Annotated in this window: 19 protein-coding genes and 2 pseudogenes; 12 read left to right on the plus strand and 9 right to left on the minus strand. The window is 70.0% G+C overall.

Annotated elements, in window-relative coordinates; translation table 11 throughout:
• Positions 1-4: 4 nt before the first annotated feature.
• Positions 5-1219 carry an Acg family FMN-binding oxidoreductase gene (locus ACIBW9_RS35340; protein ID WP_398961090.1) on the minus strand — a complete coding sequence of 405 codons (1215 nt, stop codon included), beginning with the start codon at positions 1217-1219 and terminating at the stop codon, positions 5-7.
• A gap of 189 nt (positions 1220-1408) precedes the next feature.
• Between ACIBW9_RS35340 and ACIBW9_RS35345 the strand changes: the two genes are divergently transcribed.
• Together ACIBW9_RS35345 and ACIBW9_RS35350 are read left to right on the plus strand one after the other, a co-directional pair.
• Positions 1409-3610 carry a LuxR C-terminal-related transcriptional regulator gene (locus tag ACIBW9_RS35345; RefSeq protein ID WP_398961091.1) on the plus strand — a complete coding sequence of 734 codons (2202 nt, stop codon included), beginning with the start codon at positions 1409-1411 and terminating at the stop codon, positions 3608-3610.
• 66 nt (positions 3611-3676) lie between these two features.
• A complete protein-coding gene (locus ACIBW9_RS35350) occupies positions 3677-3892 on the plus strand; it encodes a hypothetical protein (protein ID WP_398961092.1) in 216 nt (71 codons plus the stop codon).
• 23 nt (positions 3893-3915) lie between these two features.
• Here ACIBW9_RS35350 and ACIBW9_RS35355 read toward each other — a convergent pair whose 3' ends face one another.
• On the minus strand, positions 3916-5046 hold the full coding sequence (locus ACIBW9_RS35355) for an FAD-dependent oxidoreductase (protein ID WP_398961093.1): 1131 nt from the start codon (positions 5044-5046) through the stop codon (positions 3916-3918).
• A gap of 123 nt (positions 5047-5169) precedes the next feature.
• On the opposite strand from ACIBW9_RS35355, the gene ACIBW9_RS35360 reads away from it, so the two are divergent.
• Complete coding sequence (locus tag ACIBW9_RS35360) at positions 5170-5751, plus strand: TetR family transcriptional regulator (RefSeq protein ID WP_398961094.1); 582 nt, start codon at positions 5170-5172, stop codon at positions 5749-5751.
• Positions 5752-5986: 235 nt separating this feature from the next.
• Here the strand turns inward: ACIBW9_RS35360 and ACIBW9_RS35365 are convergent, their stop codons facing one another.
• Both ACIBW9_RS35365 and ACIBW9_RS35370 read right to left on the minus strand, forming a co-directional pair.
• Positions 5987-7357 (minus strand): FAD-binding oxidoreductase, encoded by a 1371-nt coding sequence (locus ACIBW9_RS35365; protein WP_398961095.1) that lies wholly within the window; start codon positions 7355-7357, stop codon positions 5987-5989.
• A 93-nt stretch (positions 7358-7450) separates the two neighbouring features.
• Entirely contained in the window at positions 7451-8140 is a 690-nt protein-coding gene (locus ACIBW9_RS35370) for a Crp/Fnr family transcriptional regulator (protein ID WP_398961096.1), read from the minus strand.
• A 596-nt stretch (positions 8141-8736) separates the two neighbouring features.
• Between ACIBW9_RS35370 and ACIBW9_RS35375 the strand changes: the two genes are divergently transcribed.
• Positions 8737-9105, plus strand: a complete 369-nt coding sequence (locus tag ACIBW9_RS35375; protein ID WP_398961097.1) for a hypothetical protein — start codon at positions 8737-8739, stop codon at positions 9103-9105.
• A 484-nt stretch (positions 9106-9589) separates the two neighbouring features.
• Here the strand turns inward: ACIBW9_RS35375 and ACIBW9_RS35380 are convergent, their stop codons facing one another.
• Positions 9590-10864 carry an ArgE/DapE family deacylase gene (locus ACIBW9_RS35380; RefSeq protein WP_398961098.1) on the minus strand — a complete coding sequence of 425 codons (1275 nt, stop codon included), beginning with the start codon at positions 10862-10864 and terminating at the stop codon, positions 9590-9592.
• A gap of 169 nt (positions 10865-11033) precedes the next feature.
• Here ACIBW9_RS35380 and ACIBW9_RS35385 point away from each other — a divergent pair.
• Positions 11034-11469 (plus strand): annotated as a pseudogene (locus tag ACIBW9_RS35385) (Lrp/AsnC family transcriptional regulator).
• Between the two features lie 476 nt (positions 11470-11945).
• Here ACIBW9_RS35385 and ACIBW9_RS35390 read toward each other — a convergent pair.
• Positions 11946-12362 (minus strand): arsenate reductase ArsC, encoded by a 417-nt coding sequence (locus ACIBW9_RS35390; RefSeq protein WP_398961099.1) that lies wholly within the window; start codon positions 12360-12362, stop codon positions 11946-11948.
• Positions 12363-12498: 136 nt separating this feature from the next.
• Positions 12499-12873, minus strand: a complete 375-nt coding sequence (locus tag ACIBW9_RS35395) for an ArsR/SmtB family transcription factor (RefSeq protein ID WP_398961100.1) — start codon at positions 12871-12873, stop codon at positions 12499-12501.
• A gap of 107 nt (positions 12874-12980) precedes the next feature.
• Here ACIBW9_RS35395 and arsM point away from each other — a divergent pair, with 107 nt between their 5' ends.
• Positions 12981-13868 (plus strand): arsenite methyltransferase, encoded by an 888-nt coding sequence (arsM, locus tag ACIBW9_RS35400; RefSeq protein WP_398961101.1) that lies wholly within the window; start codon positions 12981-12983, stop codon positions 13866-13868.
• A gap of 164 nt (positions 13869-14032) precedes the next feature.
• Here the strand turns inward: arsM and ACIBW9_RS35405 are convergent, their stop codons facing one another.
• Positions 14033-14233 (minus strand): hypothetical protein, encoded by a 201-nt coding sequence (locus tag ACIBW9_RS35405; RefSeq protein ID WP_398961185.1) that lies wholly within the window; start codon positions 14231-14233, stop codon positions 14033-14035.
• Here ACIBW9_RS35405 and ACIBW9_RS35410 point away from each other — a divergent pair.
• Positions 14150-14452 (plus strand): annotated as a pseudogene (locus ACIBW9_RS35410) (GNAT family N-acetyltransferase); the annotation flags it as partial. The gene ACIBW9_RS35405 and the pseudogene ACIBW9_RS35410 overlap by 84 nt on opposite strands.
• 388 nt (positions 14453-14840) lie before the next feature.
• The gene (locus ACIBW9_RS35415; protein WP_398961102.1) at positions 14841-16550 is read left to right on the plus strand and encodes a protein kinase; all 1710 of its coding nucleotides are present in this window, start codon (positions 14841-14843) and stop codon (positions 16548-16550) included.
• A gap of 98 nt (positions 16551-16648) precedes the next feature.
• On the opposite strand, the gene ACIBW9_RS35420 is transcribed toward ACIBW9_RS35415, so the two are convergent.
• Positions 16649-17464, minus strand: a complete 816-nt coding sequence (locus ACIBW9_RS35420) for a phosphotransferase (protein WP_398961179.1) — start codon at positions 17462-17464, stop codon at positions 16649-16651.
• 249 nt (positions 17465-17713) lie between these two features.
• Between ACIBW9_RS35420 and ACIBW9_RS35425 the strand changes: the two genes are divergently transcribed.
• The 4 genes from ACIBW9_RS35425 to ACIBW9_RS35440 all read left to right on the plus strand — a co-directional run bounded on the left by ACIBW9_RS35425 (position 17714) and on the right by ACIBW9_RS35440 (position 19987).
• Positions 17714-18052: a hypothetical protein gene (locus tag ACIBW9_RS35425; RefSeq protein ID WP_398961180.1), complete on the plus strand. Its 339-nt coding sequence runs from the start codon at positions 17714-17716 to the stop codon at positions 18050-18052.
• Positions 17968-18153, plus strand: coding sequence for a hypothetical protein (locus ACIBW9_RS35430; RefSeq protein WP_398961186.1), 186 nt, complete (start codon positions 17968-17970; stop codon positions 18151-18153). Before ACIBW9_RS35425 ends, ACIBW9_RS35430 begins: the two co-directional genes overlap by 85 nt.
• A gap of 459 nt (positions 18154-18612) precedes the next feature.
• The gene (locus tag ACIBW9_RS35435) at positions 18613-19266 is read left to right on the plus strand and encodes a Type 1 glutamine amidotransferase-like domain-containing protein (protein WP_398961103.1); all 654 of its coding nucleotides are present in this window, start codon (positions 18613-18615) and stop codon (positions 19264-19266) included.
• Positions 19267-19378: 112 nt separating this feature from the next.
• Positions 19379-19987: a GNAT family N-acetyltransferase gene (locus ACIBW9_RS35440; RefSeq protein ID WP_398961104.1), complete on the plus strand. Its 609-nt coding sequence runs from the start codon at positions 19379-19381 to the stop codon at positions 19985-19987.
• Positions 19988-20042: the final 55 nt, after the last annotated feature.

Genomic DNA, 20042 nt, shown 5'->3' on the forward strand with positions numbered 1-20042 from the left:
GGGGTCAGTTGGTCACCGACGTCGTCACGACGTCCCCGAGGCTGCGGCGCGGGCTGAGGCCCGGTGTGCGCTTCGGGTGACCGATGCGGAAGGACAGCAGCCCGGTCGAGGCGGGGCGGCCGAGCAAGGCGGCCCAGCGGGCGGAGAAGACATCGGGGTTGCCGGCCGCGGTGTCGCGGTCGATGCGTTCGGTGATCTGGTTCATGTGGTGCAGGCCGAGGCCGAGAGTGGTCGCGGTGAGGTGCATCCGGGCCAGCAGCCGTCCGCCGTTGACCTGGGCGGTGCGGTCGGTGACGTCGTCCACGGCGATGACGCCGTAGGCGGCGGCGGTCGCGGTGTGGACCTCGCGGGTGGCCTTGACCCAGTAGGCGTCGCCGTCCTTGCGGGACTGCGCCGGCAGGAGTTTCGCGGCGAACAGGGTCAGCCCGCCGAGGCCCTGGCCGTCGAGGGTGAGCCCGTCGCGGTGCTTGTCGATGCTCTCGCGCGAGCTGCGGAACCAGGTGAACGCCTCAGTCGACTGGGCGGTGTCCGCGGTGATCGCCTCGGTGGCTTCGACGTAGAGCCGGCCCAGCCGTTCCCGCGTCTGCTCGTCGGTGATCCAGAGCAGGCTCGCCCCGTCGACGCGGGTGCTCTGTTCGGTGAAGCCGCCGAGGTCGACGGGCTCGGACGTGTAGGGGCCGCGGTTGGTGTGCCGGTGCGGGATCGCGGCGGCGAGGTCGCGGTCCCGCCCGGTGCCGCCGGCGCTCAGCACGATCCGCGCGACGTGTTCCGAGGCGATGCCGTCCGGGAAGAGGACGACGTTCGTGGTGAATCCGGCCGGTCCGGCGGCGATCACCATGTTCTCCACGGCGCAGCCGAGCCCGGCGAAGTGCTCGCGGCCACTGGCGTCGTTGAGCGGCATCCGCCGGCTGGGGTCGGAGTGCACGTCGATGGTGTCCCCGTCGACGTGGATGCGCCAGGGTTGGGTGTTGTGCGGGTTGCACGTCAGGACGCCGGCGGCGACCACCTGCTCGATGCCGGACATCGTGGTCCAGTCGTGCCAGAGGTCGTACGGGTCGCCGGATCCGGCGCTGAAGGCGCCGTTGGTGACGGCCCGGAGTCCGCCGACGCCCACACCGAGGGTGGCTACCGAGCCGATGCCGAGGCCCGCCAGTTTCAGCGCGTCCCTGCGGGTGAAGGCGATCTCCGGGGATTCGTCCGTGACGGTGTCAGTGGCCATTGCCTCTCTCCTGTCGCGCGGCCTCGGGGTGTGGCAGGAGACTCGCGGCGGACAGGGTGCCGGCGCACCACCCCGCCGCGAGATGTACCCGGGGTGGTGGGGCTGGCAGAATCGGCGTCGGGTTGCGGTACCGGGCCGCAGGTCGGGAGCATCGTGACGTCGGACAGTCCTACGCGGCCTCTGCTGGCCGTGAAGCAGGTGATCCCGCCGGCCCGGGTCGGCGCGGTCCCGCGTGAACGCCTGCAGCGGCAGTTGCGTCTGGCTGAGACCCGTCTGACGGTGGTGGTGGCGCCCGCCGGCTGGGGAAAGACAAGTCTGCTCAGCGGCTGGGCGGCGGACCCCGAGGAGAAGCGCCGCATCGCCTGGGTCTCGCTCGACGAGAGCGACGACGAACCAGTCCGGTTCTGGAGTTATGTACTCACCGCGCTGCACAACGCCGGCGACGCGATCAGCAGGGCCCCGCTGCAGGCACTGGACGCGCCCGGCGTCTCCCCCATCGACCTCGCGCTGCCGATGTTGCTGAACGAACTGGCAGCGACCGCGGTGGCACACGTACTGGTCCTGGACGACTACCACCTGCTCGCCGATCACCGGATCCACGAAGCGGTCGAGTACCTCCTGGCGTACCTGCCCGCCTCGTTGCGGATCGTGATCGCCTCGCGTACCGACCCTCCGCTGCCGATCGCACGGCTGCGGGCCCGCGGTGACCTGGCCGAGTTGCGGGCGGCACAGTTGCGGTTCTCGCGGGACGAGGCGGCGGCCATGGTGGCGGCGGTGTCGGGGCACGACCTCGACGAGGCGGTGGCAGCAGCCGTATGGGAACGGACGGAGGGGTGGGCGGCCGGCCTGCAGCTGGCCGCCCTCGCGCTGCGCGCGGACCCGGCGAAGGCCCATGCCGACGACCGGCATCTGCTGGACTACTTCGCGGCCGAGGTGCTGCCGGGCCTCGCGCCGAGCCATCGCGACCTGCTCGTCAGGGCCGCGCCGCTCGAACGTCTTTCCGGTCCGTTGTGCGACGCCGCGCTGCAGGTCACCGGATCGGCCGAGGTGTTGGCCGATCTGGTCAGGGCCGATCTGTTCGTGGCCGCCCTGGACGACGAGCAGCAGTGGTATCGGTGTCATCATCTGCTCCGGGAGGTTCTGGGACGTGAGGCCACTGCGGACCCACGGGAGGTGCTGGGCCATGCCGCGGCCTGGTTCGCCGAGGAGGACCGCATCGACGACGCCGTGCACCACCTGCTGCGGGCCGGTCGCGACGAAGAGGCCGCCGAGCTGATGTTGCGCAACGCGGAGAGCTGGTTCTTCCCCCGTGGTGCCGCGGCGACCTACCTACAGTTCGGCGAGCGGCTGCGCAGCCGGGCTGTGGGCCCCGCACTGGCGTTCTCGTTGGCCTACACGGCGGCGCTGTGCGGCGACCAGGACCGGGTGAACCACTGGCTGGACGTCTGCGAGGCGGGTGGTGCCTGGGACACCGCCGTCCCCGGCTGGCACAGCTTCCGCAGCGCCGTGCTCTGCGTGCGAGCGGGCTTCGGCATGTCGGATGCCGAGGCCGCTCGATCCGTTGTCATGGTGCAGCAGGCACTGGACGAGGAAACCGGGGCAGGCACGGCCGGGCATCCGACCGTACGGGCGGCGCTGGGGGCCATGCTGGCTCGCGACGGGCGCTTCGACGAGGCCGCGACGCTGCTGCTCCACCTGTGGTCGTCGCCGGCCCACCGCAAGGCGTGGCCGCCGTCGCTGATGCTGCAGGGCGCCGGCACGCTGGCGATCAGCCTCGTCGAAGCCGGCCGGGGCGAGGACTGCGACCGGGTCCTGCGCGAGGCCGCTCCACTCGCCGACGCTGTCGAGCGCGACGGGCGGGAGACGAGTACGCCGGGGCTGGCCCCGCTGCGCATCGCCCAGGCCCGGCGCAGCTACCAGAACGCCGACATGGAGGGGGCCGCCGTCCTGCTGCGCCGCGCCGTCGCCCTCGCCGAACTGCACCCGCGGCCGACCGTGCTGTTCCTCGGCCTGCTGTACCTCGCCGACGCCGAACTCGCCCGCGGGGACCGGCCCGCCGCCCGGGCAGCACTGGCGCGGGCCCGCGAGGTGGTGGAGGAGGAGCCGGTGAGCGGTTACGCGGTGCGGCGGCTCGAGGAGAGCGAGGCGCGGCTGGGCCGGGCCGGCGCCCGCACCGCCGTACGCTCCGGTGTCCTCGCGGAGGAACTGACCGACCGTGAGTTGTCGATCCTGCGGGCACTGCAGGGGCCGGCCACCCAGCGGGAGATCGGAGCCGCGATGTTCCTCTCCATCAACACGGTCAAGGCGTACAACAAGAGCCTGTACCGCAAGCTCGGTGTCGCCTCCCGGCACGACGCCGTCGCTGTGGGACGCGAACTCGGCTTGATCTGACCCCACCCCGGGTGCTTCTCCCGGCGGGTGGTGCGCGGCCACCCAGGCGAAGGGTTCCCTGTCCGGATGGCCCCTCCCCGCTACGAGCTGACGATGCGCGGACCGATCTCCCGCACGGTGCTGGACGTGGTCCGAACCAGGTTCGATCATGTGTCGACACCGGACGCGGACGGCACCGTACTGGTGGTCGACAACGTCGACCAGGCGTCGGTACGCGCCCTGCTGACCCTGCTGTGGGACACCGGGCATCACGTGCTGGCCTTCGAGGAGAAGACGGTCTGAGAGGTCCCCGAACAACGTTTGCACTACCGGTAGTTGAGCTCGGCGAGTTCGGTGGCCAGCTTCCGGGGCATCGCCGTGCGGCCGAGCAGGGGAAGCACGGTGTTGCGGGCCCCACGGGCCATCGGGTTGCGCGTGGTGGCGACGCGGGTCATCCGATGGGTGAAGGCGACCACCCGCTGGGCGACGGGGCGGCGCTGCGCCTCGTAGCCGTCGAGCCGCCCGTCGGCAAAGGCCCGGCCGAGGGCGTAGCCGTCCTGGATGCCGGTGTTCATGCCCTGCCCGCCCGCCGGGCTGTGGACGTGGGCAGCGTCGCCGGCCAGCAGGAGGCGCCCCGCCCGGTAGTGGTCGGCGACCCGGTGGTGCACCCGGAACCGTGACGACCATGCGAGGTCGGTGACCGTGGCCTGGCCGGGCGCGCGTTCGTCGAGCAGCTGCTGGACGAAGTCGATGTCCGGTGTGGCGGGCGCGTCGTCCACGGTGGCGACGACCCGGTAGTGGCCACCCGGGAGCGGGGCGACGACGGTGAGGCCCACGGTGCCGAAGGTGAGCGAGACCTCGGTCGGGCCCGGGGCCCAGTCCATCACCACGTCGGCGAGGACGAAGGACTCGGCGTAGGCGCTGCCCGTGAAGCCGATGCCCGCCGCTTCGCGCACGGTGCTGTGCATGCCGTCGGCACCGACGGCGTACGCGGCGCGCAGCGTCTGGCCGGACGTCATCGTGAGTGTCACGCCGTCGTTGTCCTGGACGACGGAGGCGACCTCGTAGGGGCGGTGCACGTCGCCGCCGAGCGCGCGCAGCCGGTCCAGCAGCACGCTCTCGGTCTCGTACTGAGGGACCATGAGCGTGTACGGATGGGGCGTGGGCAGCCCGTCGAACGGAACGGTCAGCAGCCTGCGGGCGCCGTCGCGGACGGCGAACCTGTCGACCTGAACGCCTCGGGCGATCAGTTCCTCGGACGCTCCGAGCTCGTCCAGGACCTCCAGGGTGCGGGCGTGGACGACGGCGGCACGCGAGGTGTTCGCACCCTCGGCCAGCCGGTCCAGGACGACGAAGTCGATGCCGGCCGAAGCGAGTGTGACGGCGAGCGCGAGCCCGGTCGGGCCGCCGCCCACGATGGCGACCTCCGTGCGGTCAGGGAGTGCGGTGGTGTTCATGTCGCTTTTCCTCCAGGAATGCGAGTCCACAGTCGTTGGCCAACAACTGTTGGCCAACGCTCGTTGACATCATGCACACCCTCATACTGGAAAGTCAACAGCCGTTGGCCTACAGTCGTTGGCATGACGCAACCCACCGAGATCACCAGTACCGATCGGCGTTCGGATCGCACCAAGGCCGCGATCCTGCGCGCCGCACGCGAACGATTCGCAGCCCAGGGCTACGAGCGCACCACCATCCGAGCCGTGGCCTCCGACGCCGGCATCGACCCCTCGATGGTCATGCGCTACTTCGGAAACAAGGCCCAGCTCTTCGACGCGACACTCGCCATCGACCTGCGCCTGCCCGACCTCACGGGCGTTCCGGCGGACAAGCTCGCCCAAACACTGGTGCGGCACTTCCTCGAACGCTGGGAGGGCGACCCGGCCGACGACGCGCTGCTCGTCCTGATGCGGTCGGCGGTCACCAACGAACAGGCCGCCGCGCGAATGCACGAGATCTTCGCGGCGCAGGTCGCCCCGACGCTCTCCGCCGCCCTGGGCCCAGCAGTCGCCGCACAGCGCGCGGGCCTGGTCTCCGCGCAACTCCTCGGCCTCGGGCTCACCCGCTATCTGCTGCGCCTCCCGGCGGTGACCACCCTGACACCGGACGAGATCGAAAGAGGGCTGGCCCCGGCCATCCAGGCCGTGCTCGACCCCGAGTAGACCCGCTCTCTCACCGTCATCGCGCGCTACCGCATTCAGGCGCCGGCACCGCTTGGCCACCTGCTCAGCACCCTCGCCGCCATCTGATGGGCACCCATGCCAACGCACCTGTCTCCATTGAGGTCCGCAGGCGACTCGTCGAGCGATGCGTGTCCCGTCACCGCGCCCCCTCGCCGAGGAACAGGCCGGGCCGACTAGATCGTCTCCACGCAGCGAGGAGACCGACATCCGCGCCCTACCCCATGTGCGGCGAGATGTTCTGGTTCAGCCGGAACACGTTGTCGGGGTCCCAGTGCCGCTTGACCTCGGTCAGCCGGGTCCAGGCGCGGTCGTCGTAGGCGGTACGGACGCGATCGGCGCCTTCCGCGCCGAGGAAGTTGACGTACACCCCGCTGGTGTGGGGCCGGATCGCGGCCCAGAAGTCCCGGGTCCAGGCGGTCCCGTCCCGGTCGTCGGCACGGTCGGCCCAGATGCCGACGATGTTGAGGGCGAACTCGGCGTCCCGGTGGGCGAACGCGGCAGCGTCCGGGCCGGTGCGACGGACGGCGCCGCCCATATGGTGCAGGTGGACCTGGGAGAGCGGCGAGGTCATACGGGCGGCATGCTCCACCACCACGTCGATGACCGAACCGCTGAGCCCGGAGAGGTAGCCCGACTTCCAGTAGTTGCGCATGCCGCGGGGCGCGCCCGCGTCGAGCATCCTCTGCAGGGCGGCGTACGGCATCGGGCCGAGCACGTCGGCCACGGGCGGGCCGTAGCGGCGCAGAGGATCGAGGGTGCGCTCGGCGGTGCCGGGCTCGCCGACGCAGCAGGCGATCAGGGCGAGCGCGGGGCGGCCGACCAGGTCCTCGGGGACGAACGGCAGCGGCGGCCCGGTGATGATCGCCGCCATGGTGGTGATCTCGTCCGGGGCGTGTGCGCAGTAGTCGGCGTAGAAGCGCAGGACGTCGGCGGCCCGCTCGGCCGGGTGCAGCACCAGGCCGCCGAGCACCTGACTCACGGGATGCAGCCGGTAGGTGAAGGCGGTGACGACTCCGAAGTTGCCGCCTCCGCCGCGCAGCGCCCACAACAGGTCCGGGTGGGTGTGCCGGTCGGCGGTCACCTGCTGCCCGTCCGCCGTGACCAGCTCGGCCGCGATCAGGTTGTCACAGGTCAGGCCATGGCGGCGCATGAGCCAGCCGAGACCGCCGCCCAGGGTGAGACCGGCGATCCCGGTCGTGGAGACCAGACCGCCGGTGGTGGCCAGGCCATGGGCCTGGGTGGCGGTGTCGAAGGCTGCCCAGGTCAGTCCGGCGCCCGCACGGATCGTGGCGGCGCGCGGGTCGACGGCGGTGGCGGTGAGTTGGCCCAGATCGAGGACGATGCCGTTGTCGCAGGTGGCGTACCCGGCGACGTTGTGCCCGCCACCCCGCACAGCCAGCGGCAGATCGTGCTCACGGGCGTGCCGGACGACGGCAGCCACGTCGCGGGCATCGGCAGCCCGGGCGATCAGGGCCGGATAGCGGTCGATCATGCCGTTCCAGACGCGGCGCGCAGTGTCGTACGCCTCGTCGGCGGGCCGGATGAGCGGGCCCGCAAGCTCTTCAAGAATGGTGGGCGCTGACATCGTGGGCCTCCTCACGGCAGGGTTCCTGCGGCGAGCGTGCCCTGGCGCGGGTGGTGTGTCTGCGACTTCGGTCCCAGTTCCGCGGTTTTGGCGTCAGGGTGCCGGCGCCCAGGTCTGCGCCGCGAGCCGGTCCGGGTCACACAGCACCACCCGCCCGCGCTCGGTGCGGACGAGCCCCTCGTCGCGCAGATCGCGCAGGACGCGCACGGCGACCTCGCGGACGGTCCCGGCGTGTTCGGCCAGCTCCTGCTGGGAGAGCGGGGCGACAAGCGGCCCGCCCGGCCGCCCCTCCGCAGCGACATCGAGCAGGCAGCGGACCAGCCGAGCGCGCACAGAGGCGAATGTGGTGTGGCCGACGGCCTCCATGTAGGCGCAGACCCGGTCACTGACCTCGGCGAGCAGGGCGTGCGCGACGAGCACTTCGGTGCGGGCGAGGTGCTGCACCACCGGGACGGACAGGGCGAGCAGTTGCACGTCGGTGAGCGCCTGGACGTCGACCGCGTCCCCGGTGCTGAACACCGAGGCGATGCCGAGCAGCGCGCCAGGCCGGGAGTACCGGATGGTCACACGGCGCCCCTCGGCCGAGGTGATGACGCTGCGCAGCACGCCCCGCACCAGCAGCTGAGCGAGCGGTCCGGAGCCCGCGTGGTGCACCACGGTGCCGGCGGGAACGTCCAAGGTGACAGCGCCGGACAGCAGCCGGGCAACGAGGGCGGCGGGCAGCGGCGCAAGCCGGCCGGCGGCGACGGCCGCGCATACCTCCGCCGGGAGGCCGCCAGACATCCCTCCAGCACCGGCCCTCGCGCCCAGGGGTCGCCCTGCCCGGCCGGTCGTGCCCCTGTCCTCGGCAGGCCCGCCGAGCGCCCCTTCCACCTCCGGCACGGTCATCGTCGTCTCACCTCCGACCCTGCCCGCACCTGCCAGGATGCGCCAGGCGGGCCGTACCGGCCACCGCGGTATCTGAGGCATCTCGTGTGCCAACGGTACGGCTACGCCGTCGTCTCAGTCCCAGTCAGCCGCAGCAGGTGGAAGGCCGGGTGCCGCAAATCTGCCAGGTGCGCATCCAATGCTCGAACGTCCATCACATCCTGACCGAGGCACTGGTGCGCCGTTCGCTACTCCACGCGTCTTCGGGCAACAGCCACAGCGCTTTGAACAGGATCGAATGGACGAGGCGGCGTAGCCGTCGGAGGGTTGGTGCGACGACGGCACGCCGCGACCCGGCACATGGGGATGGTGGATCTGCTGGAGTGCCGGGCGCGCCGGCATGTTGGTGCAGGACGGGACCCGGCGCGCGTCGCAGATGGACCGGTCCGGCGTGCGCCGAGTACCGGTGGTGAACGGTCGGCGGAAGTCGGCCCGGACGGAGGGACACCACGATGCGCAGGATCACACGCGGCGCCGCCGCGCTCGCCACGGCCGCGACAGCAGCAGCGGGCACCGGCTCGGCGCACGCGAGCGACAGGACCGTGTACGGATGCCCGGGCGGGGCGGTGTGCATCTACCCCGAAGGGGCAGACATCCGGACGAGCTCGCCGACGGACATCTTCTACAGCTACGGCGCCCACAATCTCAGCAATCGGTTCGGCTACCACTATGTGCTCAACAACCAGTACGACAGCGCCAACGCCACCGCACAGTTGTGCGACGGCTACAACGGCGCCGACTGCACAGTCACCATCGGGCTGAACGAGTTGGGCGTCTACAACCTGACGCCGGTCAACTCGGTTGTGTTGAACCGGCCGTGACGATGCGTCAGCAGATGACACCGGCGGCGCAGCACGGCAGGGCATCCGCGAGGCGAGGCTGATCACCTTCCCGTGGCGTGCGCGGTTCGCCGGACTGCGGGTCGGGGTCATCATGGTCGAAGCGTTCTCTGCACTCGCAGAAAGCCCCTGAGTTGCCCGCGAAGAGCGGCTGAATGGCCTCATGGGTTCGAGTCAGTCGGTGTTGTCGGAGGTGGTGATCCCTGCGGGAGGCCGGTGGCATACGGTACGCAGGGCGGCTGCTGACCGCCGAGCGGCGACGGCTTCGTGAGCAGATCCGGTACGAGGCAGGTGAGCCGTCCGGCCGTGGTGAGAGGACTGCGGTGATCGCTCTCGGGCCGGTGGCCGAGGACTGCCGTGCTGTCGGAAACCCGCCGCCGGCCACCCCTCCGACCGCCTCCGGCTCGCCACAACAGTCACTTCCACCGGGTCACAAGCAGCGGGTAGGACGTGAGGCTGCGGGCTACTACCTGGTGCCGACCGTGCGCAGTGTGGCGAGCACCAGTGCCCGGGTGACGGTGACGATGTCGCTCACGCGGACCTGTTCCTGCGGACCGTGTGCGAGGCGTACGTCGCCGGGGCCGTACTGCAGCGTGGGGATGCCCGCCCCGGAGTACAGCCGCAGGTCGCTGCCGTAGGGGGCGCCTCGCTCCGCAGGTCGCGGCCCGCCGGTGACATCGGCGTGCGCGTCGGCGACCTGAGCCGCAAGCGGATGCCCGGCCGGCAGCCGTCCGCTGGCGAACTGCCCGCCGGGCCACGTCACAGTGGCGGGATGGGAGCGCAGCCAGGGGTCGGCCGCGCAGGCTTCGGCCACGCACGCCTCCAGTTCGGTGCGTGCCTGGGCCGGATCCTCGCCCAGCCGGACGCCCAGTCTTCCCTCGGCCACCAGGAGGTCGGGCACGCTGCTGGCCCAGTCGCCGGAATGGACGGTACCGACGGACAGCGGGTAGGGGATGGGGTATTCGGACATGAGCGGGTCGGCGCCGACATTGCGGCGGGCTTCCAGATGGGCGAGCGCGCGGTGGATGGGCAGGTATGCGTCGATGGCGCTCACTCCCACGTATCTGGTGCTGCCGTGGGTGGCCCGGCCGGGTACGTGGATGCGAAAGGTCAGGGCGCCGGCGTTCGCAGTCATGACGGCGCCGCTGGTCGGTTCGGTGATGATGCAGGCGTCGCCGGTGTGGCCGCGTTGGAGGGTGCCGAACGCCCCGAGTCCCCCGTCCTCCTCGCTGACCACGAAATGCGCGGACACCTGACCGCGCAACCTTGCGCCCGCCTCCCGTATCGCGGCCAGGGCGGCGAGTATCGCCACCACACCCGCCTTCATGTCGCACGCTCCTCGTGCGCGCACCACGTCCCCGGTGACCCGAGGACGGAAGGGGTCACCCTCCCAACGCGCCAGGTCCCCGGAAGGGACCACGTCGACGTGCCCCTGGAGGATCAGGGTCGGCCCGTCGCCCTGGGGCACCGTGCCGCCCACCAGGCCCCACGCCTCGGTGCGCGGGGCCTCACTGCCGGGAAAACGGGGATGATCACGTAGCTCGGGCAGGTTCATGGACCACAGGTCGACATCGAGGTCCATCCGCTTCAGATACCGGGCCAGGACGTGCTGAACCTCGGACTCCGCGGCGCTCCCCGTGACGCTCGGAACCGCGAGAAGTTCCAGCAGCAGCCGGGCGATGGCTGCCTCGTCCACCGCGGAGAGGGCCGAGGCTTCCACATCGCTCAGGCTTGCTGTCATCTCAACACTGCTCCCAGCACGTGACATCAGGACAAGCCGGAGACTATGTTCGACGGACAACGCAAGCAATCGCCATTTACTGCTGCCGACTGTTGATTTCTTGCAATGTCAGCGGACCCATGACCATTTCTTGCGCTGGACCGCAGGTTCTGACGTCTGGAGTGAGGACATGGACGCCATCGATCAAGCGATCATCCGGTACGTGCTGCACGACGCGCGGGCCACATACGCCCAGATCGGCAAGGCGTCCGGGCTGTCCGCGCCCGCCGCCAAGCGGCGTCTCGACCGCCTCGTGGCCACCGGAGCGATCCGCGGTTTCACCGCGCCTCGATCCTCAGGCGTTGGCCTGGCATACCGAGGCTTTCGTCGAGGTCTACTGCACCGGCAATCCCACCCCCGCCGAACTGCGCCAAGCCTTGGAGGCCATCCCCGAGGTCGTCGAAGCCTGTACCGTCTCGGGCGCCGCCGACGCAGTCGTCCACATGCTCGCCAGAGACATCCCCCACCTGGAACAGGCCATCCAACGCGTGCGTGCCACCGCTCCTGTGGAACGGACCGAGAGCGCCATCGTGCTCTCCCGGCTGTTGAACCGGCCTCGCGTGTGATCGACACCGTGGCACCACCGCGAGTGCCGAGGCCGGCGTCCGCCGCCCTCGGGCCGACGCACCAGACCGGTGGTCGCCTCCGCGGTGCTGGCCGGCGATCCGTGCCGTAACAGCGACAGACACCCTCGACCGGAGTCAAGTCCGGTGCAAAGCAGGACAGTTGGATGACAGGAAGCCAGTCGTTTGCGGCCGCGTACTCACGCATCCTGGCTGTACGACGAGTATCGAAATTGCCCCAGATCAGCACGGTAGGTGCCTGGAGGTGGATGCGAGCCCGGACGACCAGGTCGCGATAGTCCCTCCGGGCGAAGGTGCCGCGTCCCTTGCCTTTGTGTTTGTGGTGGCCGCTGCAGGAGATGGGACGCAGCCTGATGCGGGGAGCGCCCGTGGGCTGCGCATCGACGAACTCGTCGAGTGCACGGAGCGTCAGAACGCGCTGGGAGGAGGTCCCTGAACCAGCGCGGGTGACCTGGCCGTCAGTCGGGTGCCACTTCCGAGATCAGCCCCCGAACGCGGGTCTCGATCGCGTCGCGGATGGGGCGTACGGCATCAACGCCCTGCCCGGCCGGGTCATCGAGCTGCCAGTCGAGGTACCGCTTGCCGGGGAAGACAGGGCAGGCGTCGCCGCACCCCATGGTGATGACGACGTCGGATGCCTCCACGGTCTCCACCCTGAGTATCTTCGGCGTCTCGGCGGAGATGTCGATGCCGACCTCGCTCATCGCTTCGACCACGGCCGGATTGACGGCGTCCGCGGGAGCCGAGCCCGCGGAGCGCACCTCGACGCGGTCGCCCGCAAGGTGAGCGAGGAACGCGGCGGCCATCTGGGAGCGGCCGGCGTTGTGGACGCAGACGAACAACACCGACGGACGCGGCGCGGTGGAAGAGCTCATGAACAGGGGCTTTCTCGGGAAAACGGATCGGTCAGGAGGCGGCGGGTTCCGGCACCGTGCAGGACGACGACCTCGTCCGGGCAGGGAACAGGGCGGCCGTGGACCACGACGGTGACGCGGCGGCCGAGCGGTGTGTTCACGCGGTGACTCCGGCCGGCTGCGTGGTGGCCAGGAACGCGGCGAGCTTGTCCAGGACGCCGGGCAGCACCCAGTAGTAGACCCAGGTCCCGCGGCGCTCGCAGTCGATCAGGCCGGCCTGGCGCAGCAGCTTGAGATGATGCGAGATCGTCGGCTGGGACAGGTCGAAGGCCGGAGTCAGCTCGCACACGCACACCTCCCCGCCCACTCCGCGTGAGGCGATCATCGACATCAGGCGCAGCCGCACCGGGTCGCCCAGGGCCTTGAAGACTTTCGCCAGATCCGCCGCCTGGTTCTCGTCGAGCGGCGCGGCGGACAGGCCCGGGCAGCAGACGGCGTCCTGCCCGATCACCTCAAGCTCTTGTTTCGGCATACCTCTATATTGACATTCTTCGATTCAAGGCGCAAGGTTGCATCAACGAACGTCAATACAGGCCGTTCCGGGCTTCCCTTGCTGAGCCCGACACCGGGGAGTGAGACATGAGCGAGCAGACCACCACCGACCTGCGCGAAACCGTACGCCGGCGGTACGCCGCGGCAGCCGTGAAGGTCACCGAGGGTTCCGCCGCCTGTTGCGGGCCCGAGCCGGCCGAGGTCGACCAGAACTTCGGCTCCGCCCTGTACGCCGCCGACGAGCGCGACGCCCTGCCCGCCGAGGCCGTCGCCGCCTCCCTCGGCTGCGGCAACCCCGCCGCCGTCGCCGAACTACGCGAGGGCGAGCGCGTCCTCGACCTGGGCTCCGGCGGCGGCATCGACGTCCTGCTCTCCGCCCGCCGCGTCGGCCCGACCGGCAGGGCGTACGGAGTGGACATGACGGACGAGATGCTCGCCCTGGCCCTCGCCAACGCGGCGAAGGCCGGCGCGACGAACGTCGAGTTCCTCAAGGGCACCATCGAAGCCGTCCCGCTGCCCGCGAACACCATCGACGTCGTCATCTCCAACTGCGTGATCAACCTGTCCACCGACAAGCCCGCCGTGTTCGCCGAGGCTTTCCGCGTACTGAGGCCCGGCGGCCGGATCGGCGTCTCCGACGTCGTCGCCGACGACACCCTTACCACCGAACAACGGGCCGAGCGCGGCGACTACGTCGGCTGCATCGCCGGCGCTCTCTCCTTCGCCGAATACCGCGCAGGTCTGGAGGCGGCCGGCTTCACGGACATCGAAATCACCCCGACCCACCCGGTCGCCGACGGCATGCACTCCGCCATCGTCCGCGCCACCAAGCCCGCCACCGGGCCGGACGCCTCCGCGGCGAACGATTCCTGTTGCGGCGTCACCTCCTGCTGCACCCCAGCCGAGCTGGCAACCGACCCGTCCATCACCGCGAGCGAGGCCAAGAGCACCGCTGGGTGCGCCTGCCAAGACTGACGATGGCGCTCAGGGAAGGCGCCGCCGGACGGCTTGCCCCGGAGAACCCGCTGCACGAGCGGTGCATGATCCCCGTAACGCGGCAGCGGGGGCGCGACCGACCGCTTCACCAACACCCGGCCTTGAGCACTGTCCGCCCTCCGTGCTCGCCGGCACTGCGTACTTCAGGTCAGGAGCTCGGGACTGCCGTCCGGGGGCGAGCTGGCCAGGGCTGTCAGCGTCGGCAGCAGGGCCGCCAGCGCGGGGACCAGCTCTTCGAGGTCGGTGATCCGCGGCAGCGGGTAGGCGTCGGCGGAGTCGCCGTCGCACCCGACATGCAAGCCCAGGGCCTGGCTCGGCTCGTCGTCACAGCTGCCCTGCAGCACGCCCGCACGATGGGCCCTCAGCACGCAGTCCTGTTCTGCCTACCTCCCCTCGTGCCGCTCTACCAGCGCCTCGGATGGCACCCGCTCGACAAGGACGTACTCGTCGAACAACCCGAAGGCCGACTGGCGACCATGCCGCTGCGAACCCTGGTGACGCCCCTGCGCGACGACGTCCCGTGGCCCTCAGGACCAGTGCGGCTGTTCTCGCTCCCCATGTGACGGGCCCCTGACGGAATCGCCGAGGGCGACGGCGTCCTCCCGCGTGGGCTTGCCTGCATCCCTGCGGCCCCAGGTACATCACGCGGGCCACCACGGCCGCCGGCGGCAGCCGAGGATGTGTACCAGCGCGGCAGCGTGAGCGTAAGGGCCGTCGCAGACGGCAGTTTCCAGCAGTTCGGCCCGGTGACACGCAGCGGACGCGGGCACCCCGCAAGCGTCAAAAGGGGGATCCGCCGCGCACGCGATCTCCGCGCTCCGTGGCCCGCGCGACAGAAGTAAGCGATTCCCTGAACACGCGCACGGACTGGCGTTAACCTCGTCTTCCACTCGCGTGAACTGACGTACGTCGAACGTGACTTCGGGAGATTTCTTGTCAGGAGAGCGGCCGGTGCCGGCGGACGATGGGGCTGCCGCGCTGCGGCAGACCGGTGCCTCTCCACTGCGGGTCGGCGACCCAAGGCGCGTCGGCCCCTATGCGCCGATGGCGCTGCTCGGCAGTGGTGGCATGGGAAGGGTCTTTCTGGCCCGTCCCACGGACGAAAGCCCCGGTCTGGTCGCGGTGAAGGTGATCAGGCCGGAATACTCGGAGGACCCCAGGTTCCGGCGCCGGTTCGAGCGGGAGGCTGCGGTGCACGCCCGCCTTCGTACACCGCACGCTGCACGGCTGTCCGGCACCGGCTTCGACGACGAACTGCTGTGGATGGCCACCGAGTATCTCCCCGGCTTCGATCTGGCCGAAGCCGTACAGGAGGGGGGCACCCTGGAGCCGGCCGCGGTCTGGCGGCTGGTGGCAGAGCTGGGGCAGGCACTCGCAGATCTCACCGTCGAGGGAATCGTCCACCGGGACCTGAAGCCGTCCAACGTACTGCTGTCCGTCCGGGGTGCGCACGTGATCGACTTCGGCATTGCGAAGGCCGCAGACGCGAGTGCGATCACCGGCACCGGAAACCGGGTGGGGACTCCCGCCTACATGTCGCCCGAGCATCTGAGGGAGGGACTGTCCGACACGGCGTCGGATGTGTTCTCGCTGGCCGGGACGCTGGTCTACGCGGCAACGGGGCAGGCGCCGTTCGGCGACGGGACCGGCGTCGACGTGATGCACCGGGTGGCCTTCGAGGACCCCCGTCCCGAGGTGATCGCTCAGATCTCGACGGCGGACGCGGAGCTCGGTTCACTGCTGACCGCGTGCCTGGCCAAGGAGCCCGAGCTGCGGCCCACCCCACAGGAGCTCATCGGGGCGGCCGAAGCGCGCGCCGTCCTGTCCACCTGGCCGGAGCCACTGGGCGGCAAGGTGCTGGCCCGACAGCGGGCGTACGAAGCGCTGTACCGCATGCCTGTCGCACGCATGACCCCTTCGGCGTCTCCCGGTGGCCTGCCGCCGGTCGCGCCCGCGCAGACGCCTGAACATGCTCCAGCTGTCGTGGAGCCCCCACTCGTGGCCGCAGACGGCCCGACGACAGTCCCTGCCCAGGCCCGGAGAAAGCCGTGGCTGATCACCATCGCCGGCATCTCGGCCTGCGCCATTGTTGCGGTTGCCTTACTGCTCACACGCCAGAGCCCTCCCGCCACCGACTCCGCGAAAGGCGGTGCAACAAAGACCGTCGGCACCGCGCCCCGGGGCGACTCCAGTGCTCACGTGCCCCACAGCACGAACGGACAGGCCCTCCCGGACGTCGACGGCGCCGCAGCCGAAGAGCGCGAGAGCACGACCGGCTCCGCCCTGCGGCCCAGCGCTTCAGGATCAGCCGACGACCAGCACCACGACGCCTCTGCCCCGGCTACCACGCCGGACACCTCCCTCTCCCCCGCCCCGTCCGCCTACAGCCCGTCCTCCGCAGCCGACACCACTCCATGGCTCTCCGAGTGCCCGTACTACTCCGGCAACGGACGCACACGCCTCGGGGACAGCGGCAAACGTGTACAGCAGGTGCAGTGCATGCTCACCAAGCGCGGATACAGTGTGGGAAGCACCGGCGTGAACGGCGAGTTCGGACCCGACACGGAAACCGCAGTCCGGACCTTCCAGTCCGACCGGGGGCTGAGCGCCGACGGTGTCGTGGCACACGACACATGGAGCGCCCTGCGCAACACAACGTGACGTTCCGGCAGAGCACTCCCAGAATCGTCGCACCGGCATACGCGGCACGCGAACACGCTTTCACACACGCTCAGCTTTTTGCTCTCCCCTCCGAGCCTTCATTTCAACAGGGCAGCCGTGAACGTCTCCCGGTGGGCCCCCAGCCACTCCTGAATGCGATCCCAGCGCTCCCAACCACCGCGCTCGGACAGCGCCTGGGTATAGACGGGGTCACCGTCGGCCACCCGGCCGGCGACGAAGGCCCGGCAGGAGGCCGTGGCCTCCTGGGTCACGCCGGGCAGTTCAGCACGCTCCTTGAGGGAGAGACCATAGCCGTCGGCGAGGATCCGCAGTCGCCGCGGGGCGTCCAGCCCCGCGGGATAGAAAGCCGCCGCCGAGGTGGCATCGAGCAGGGGAACCCAGTAGCGGGCGGTCATGGCAACGTCCCATACGGCCCGACCGGGAGCCGCCAGGTCGAAATCGATCAGCGCTGCGGCATGGCCGTCGCGGAAGACGACGTTTTCCGGGCACACATCGTTGTGGCAGAGCATCGTTCCTCCCGCCGGATCGGCCAGCGACCGGGGCCACTCAGCGGATGCGTCAACGGCGATGCTCGCGCTGGCGTCGTGCAGGCGTCGCAGCAGGCTGCCCACCGACCTCAACCCGGTTTCGGTCATCGCCCAGCCGGGATACGGCGGCAGAGCAACATCGCCCGGGATGAAGGTCAGCTCTTCTCGGCCGTCGGCGGTGAGACGGACCGGCCTGGGAGCCGCGTCGAACCCCTGCTCCTCGAGCGCGAGGAGATGGGCGTGCAGGGCGCGCGCGGTGCGCGGCGCCGGGCGTTCCACCAGGGCACCGCGGCGGAAGACCGCACCCGCGTTCAGCAGGCCACCTGCCAGAGCCTCGCCCTCTGCCGTCCCGCCCTCAGCCGTCATGTCGATCACGCTACCGTCAGGTCGGCCAGGTGTGGGACGGTCCCGTCATACGCTTCGGACCAGCGCCGCATCAGGCATCGTTCGTCCGCTCTCGCAGCCGGAAATCGCGCTGCTGAGGATGGCATTTGCGGCGTAGCCTGCGCGGCTGTGGACAGAGAACGCAGCGCTCGGCAGCTTGGGCTGATCAGCGAGACGCTGGAGATCGCGAAGGCTCTCGGTGCGCAGGTATGGCTCCGCGGGGGTCGGGCCATGGACTTCTTCATCGGCGAGGTCACGCGTGACCATGGGGACATCGACTGGTTCGCCTGGGCGAAGGACGCCTCCGCTCTGACCACCGGCCTGCTGCGTGCCGGCTATGAACCTCTGTCCGGGCCACCTGTCGACCAGCGACTCGATTTCCGCAAGCAGGGCGTGAAGAGCAGCTTCGCTCTCCTGGCCAAGGACCGGTTCGGGCCCGTTGTGGTCGCCGGAAGCCCGTGGGCCGGGGAAGTGTGCCGGAGGGCATGCTCGATGCTTCCTCCGGCCGCGTGGGAGCACAGCGGTACGCCATCATCAGTCCCCGCGCCCAGATCGAGATCAAGCAGATGATGCCCGTCTGGGTCCCGGGACGGCCCCGCCGCAAGAAGGACACCGAGGACATCACCCGGCCGGAGGCGGCCTTGCGCGAGCAAGACACCAGCCCAGCATGAGGACTTGAAGACGCGCAACCCCTACCGTCTGCGCGTGGCAGAGCGGGTGCGCTGACGCGAGATCGAGGACGACGAGGCCGACGGCTGCTGAAAGATCATGCGCCGCGGCTCCGGCTCGCCAGTGACCTGACGGAGCGCAGACGGTACTGCTGTCCGCACAGGACCTGCCGACGACGAAGATCGCCGAAGCGACCTTCAGCAGCACGGACAGGGCCCGGGACGTCATCCACCACTGGGCAGCATGATCTGACGCGACATGGCCAAAAGGCCGCAAAGGGGGTGCCCGCGGGAGCGACTCGGCCGACCCGACCTCCGGGGCTCACCGCTCAGCCCGCACGCCGACTCACGACACCACGCACCACGGGCATCCTGAGCGGTGCCTCCAGCCGTGGACGCCAACCCTCGAAAGCGGCCGGTACGGTGCCAACCACCTTCCTTCCGCACTGAGTTCGGGACATCATGCGACTTCTTCTCACGTCTGCCGGCATCACCAACCCGACCATCCATAACGCGCTGGTGGACCTTCTGGGCCAACCGATCGCGCGGTCCAACGCGCTGTGCATCCCCACAGCGGGCTACGGCAGCTCCTACGGACCGGCCGGGCCATGGCACTTTTTGCGTGGGGCCGATATGGGGTGGAAGTCCGTGGGAGTACTGGAACTCACCGCGCTGCAGAGCATCGACACGCAACGCTGGATCCAGTGGGTGCAAGACGCCGATGTCCTGCTGGTCAACGGCGGCGACACCCTCTACCTGAGCCACTGGATGCGGCAGTCCGGACTGGCCGACCTCCTGCCATCACTGACCGAGATGGTCTACGTGGGATTCAGCGCCGGAAGCCTGGTGCTGACCCCCCGCATCGGGCAGCGCTTCACCGACTGGACACCACCCACTGGTGACCTCCGCACACTCGGGCTGGTCGACTTTTCGATCTTCCCGCACCTGAGCCGCCCCGACATGCCCGAAAACACCATCACCGACGCACGGCGATGGGCCGCTCAGATCGCAGGCCCCGCCTACGCAATCGACGACGACACCGCCATCAAAGTCACCGACAGCAGGGTGGAAGTCGTCTCCGAGGGACACTGGAAGCTCTTCACTCCCGCCCCATGAACCCCGACAACCCTCCCCTCCCTCCACGACGCGCGGCTCCGGCGACGGGCAAGGAAGTCCGCAACGATCAGACCGAAGAACACCGTTGCGAGTGACCTGCATCGGATGTCTGATGAACCAGCCACCGATCCAAGGAGGGAACGTGAGGACGTCGCTGCCCACCCCGTCGTTGCACACCACTCGCCTTCGACTGCGTGCCTTCGACGACGCGGATGTGGACAGCCTCTTCGCACTGCACAGCAGCGCCTACGTGCTGCGCTACTGGGACGCGCCGCCGTGGAGCGAGCGCGTGCGCGCCGAGAGGTTCATCACGGCTTGCCGGCAGATGGCACAGGAGGGCACCGGGGCGCGGCTGGCCGTAGAGCGTGAGTCCGACGGGGCGTTCATCGGCTGGTGCAGCCTGACCAGGTGGAATCCGGACTACCGCAGCGCAGCGCTCGGTTACTGCTTCCACGATGCAGCGTGGGGCCACGGCTACGCGACCGAGGCCGCACATGCCCTGCTGCGGTGGGCATACCACACACTGGACCTCAACCGCGTCCAAGCCGAGACCGATACACGCAACCTGGCTTCTGCCCGCGTACTGGAAAAGCTCGGCTTCGTGCGCGAAGGGACGCTGCGGGAAGACTGCATCGTCAACGGCGAGGTCTCCGACTCGTGGGTCTACGGGCTGATCAGGCGGGAGTGGCAGCCGTCGTCCGAGCCGACTGTGACCCAGTGAATACCCTCGCTCGCCATCTGGGCAAAGGCTTGTCCCGCAAACTGCCTGCTCAGGG

Origin of the sequence: Streptomyces sp. NPDC049541, from assembly GCF_044465725.1 — a bacterium.
Taxonomy (GTDB): Bacteria; Actinomycetota; Actinomycetes; order Streptomycetales; family Streptomycetaceae; genus Streptomyces.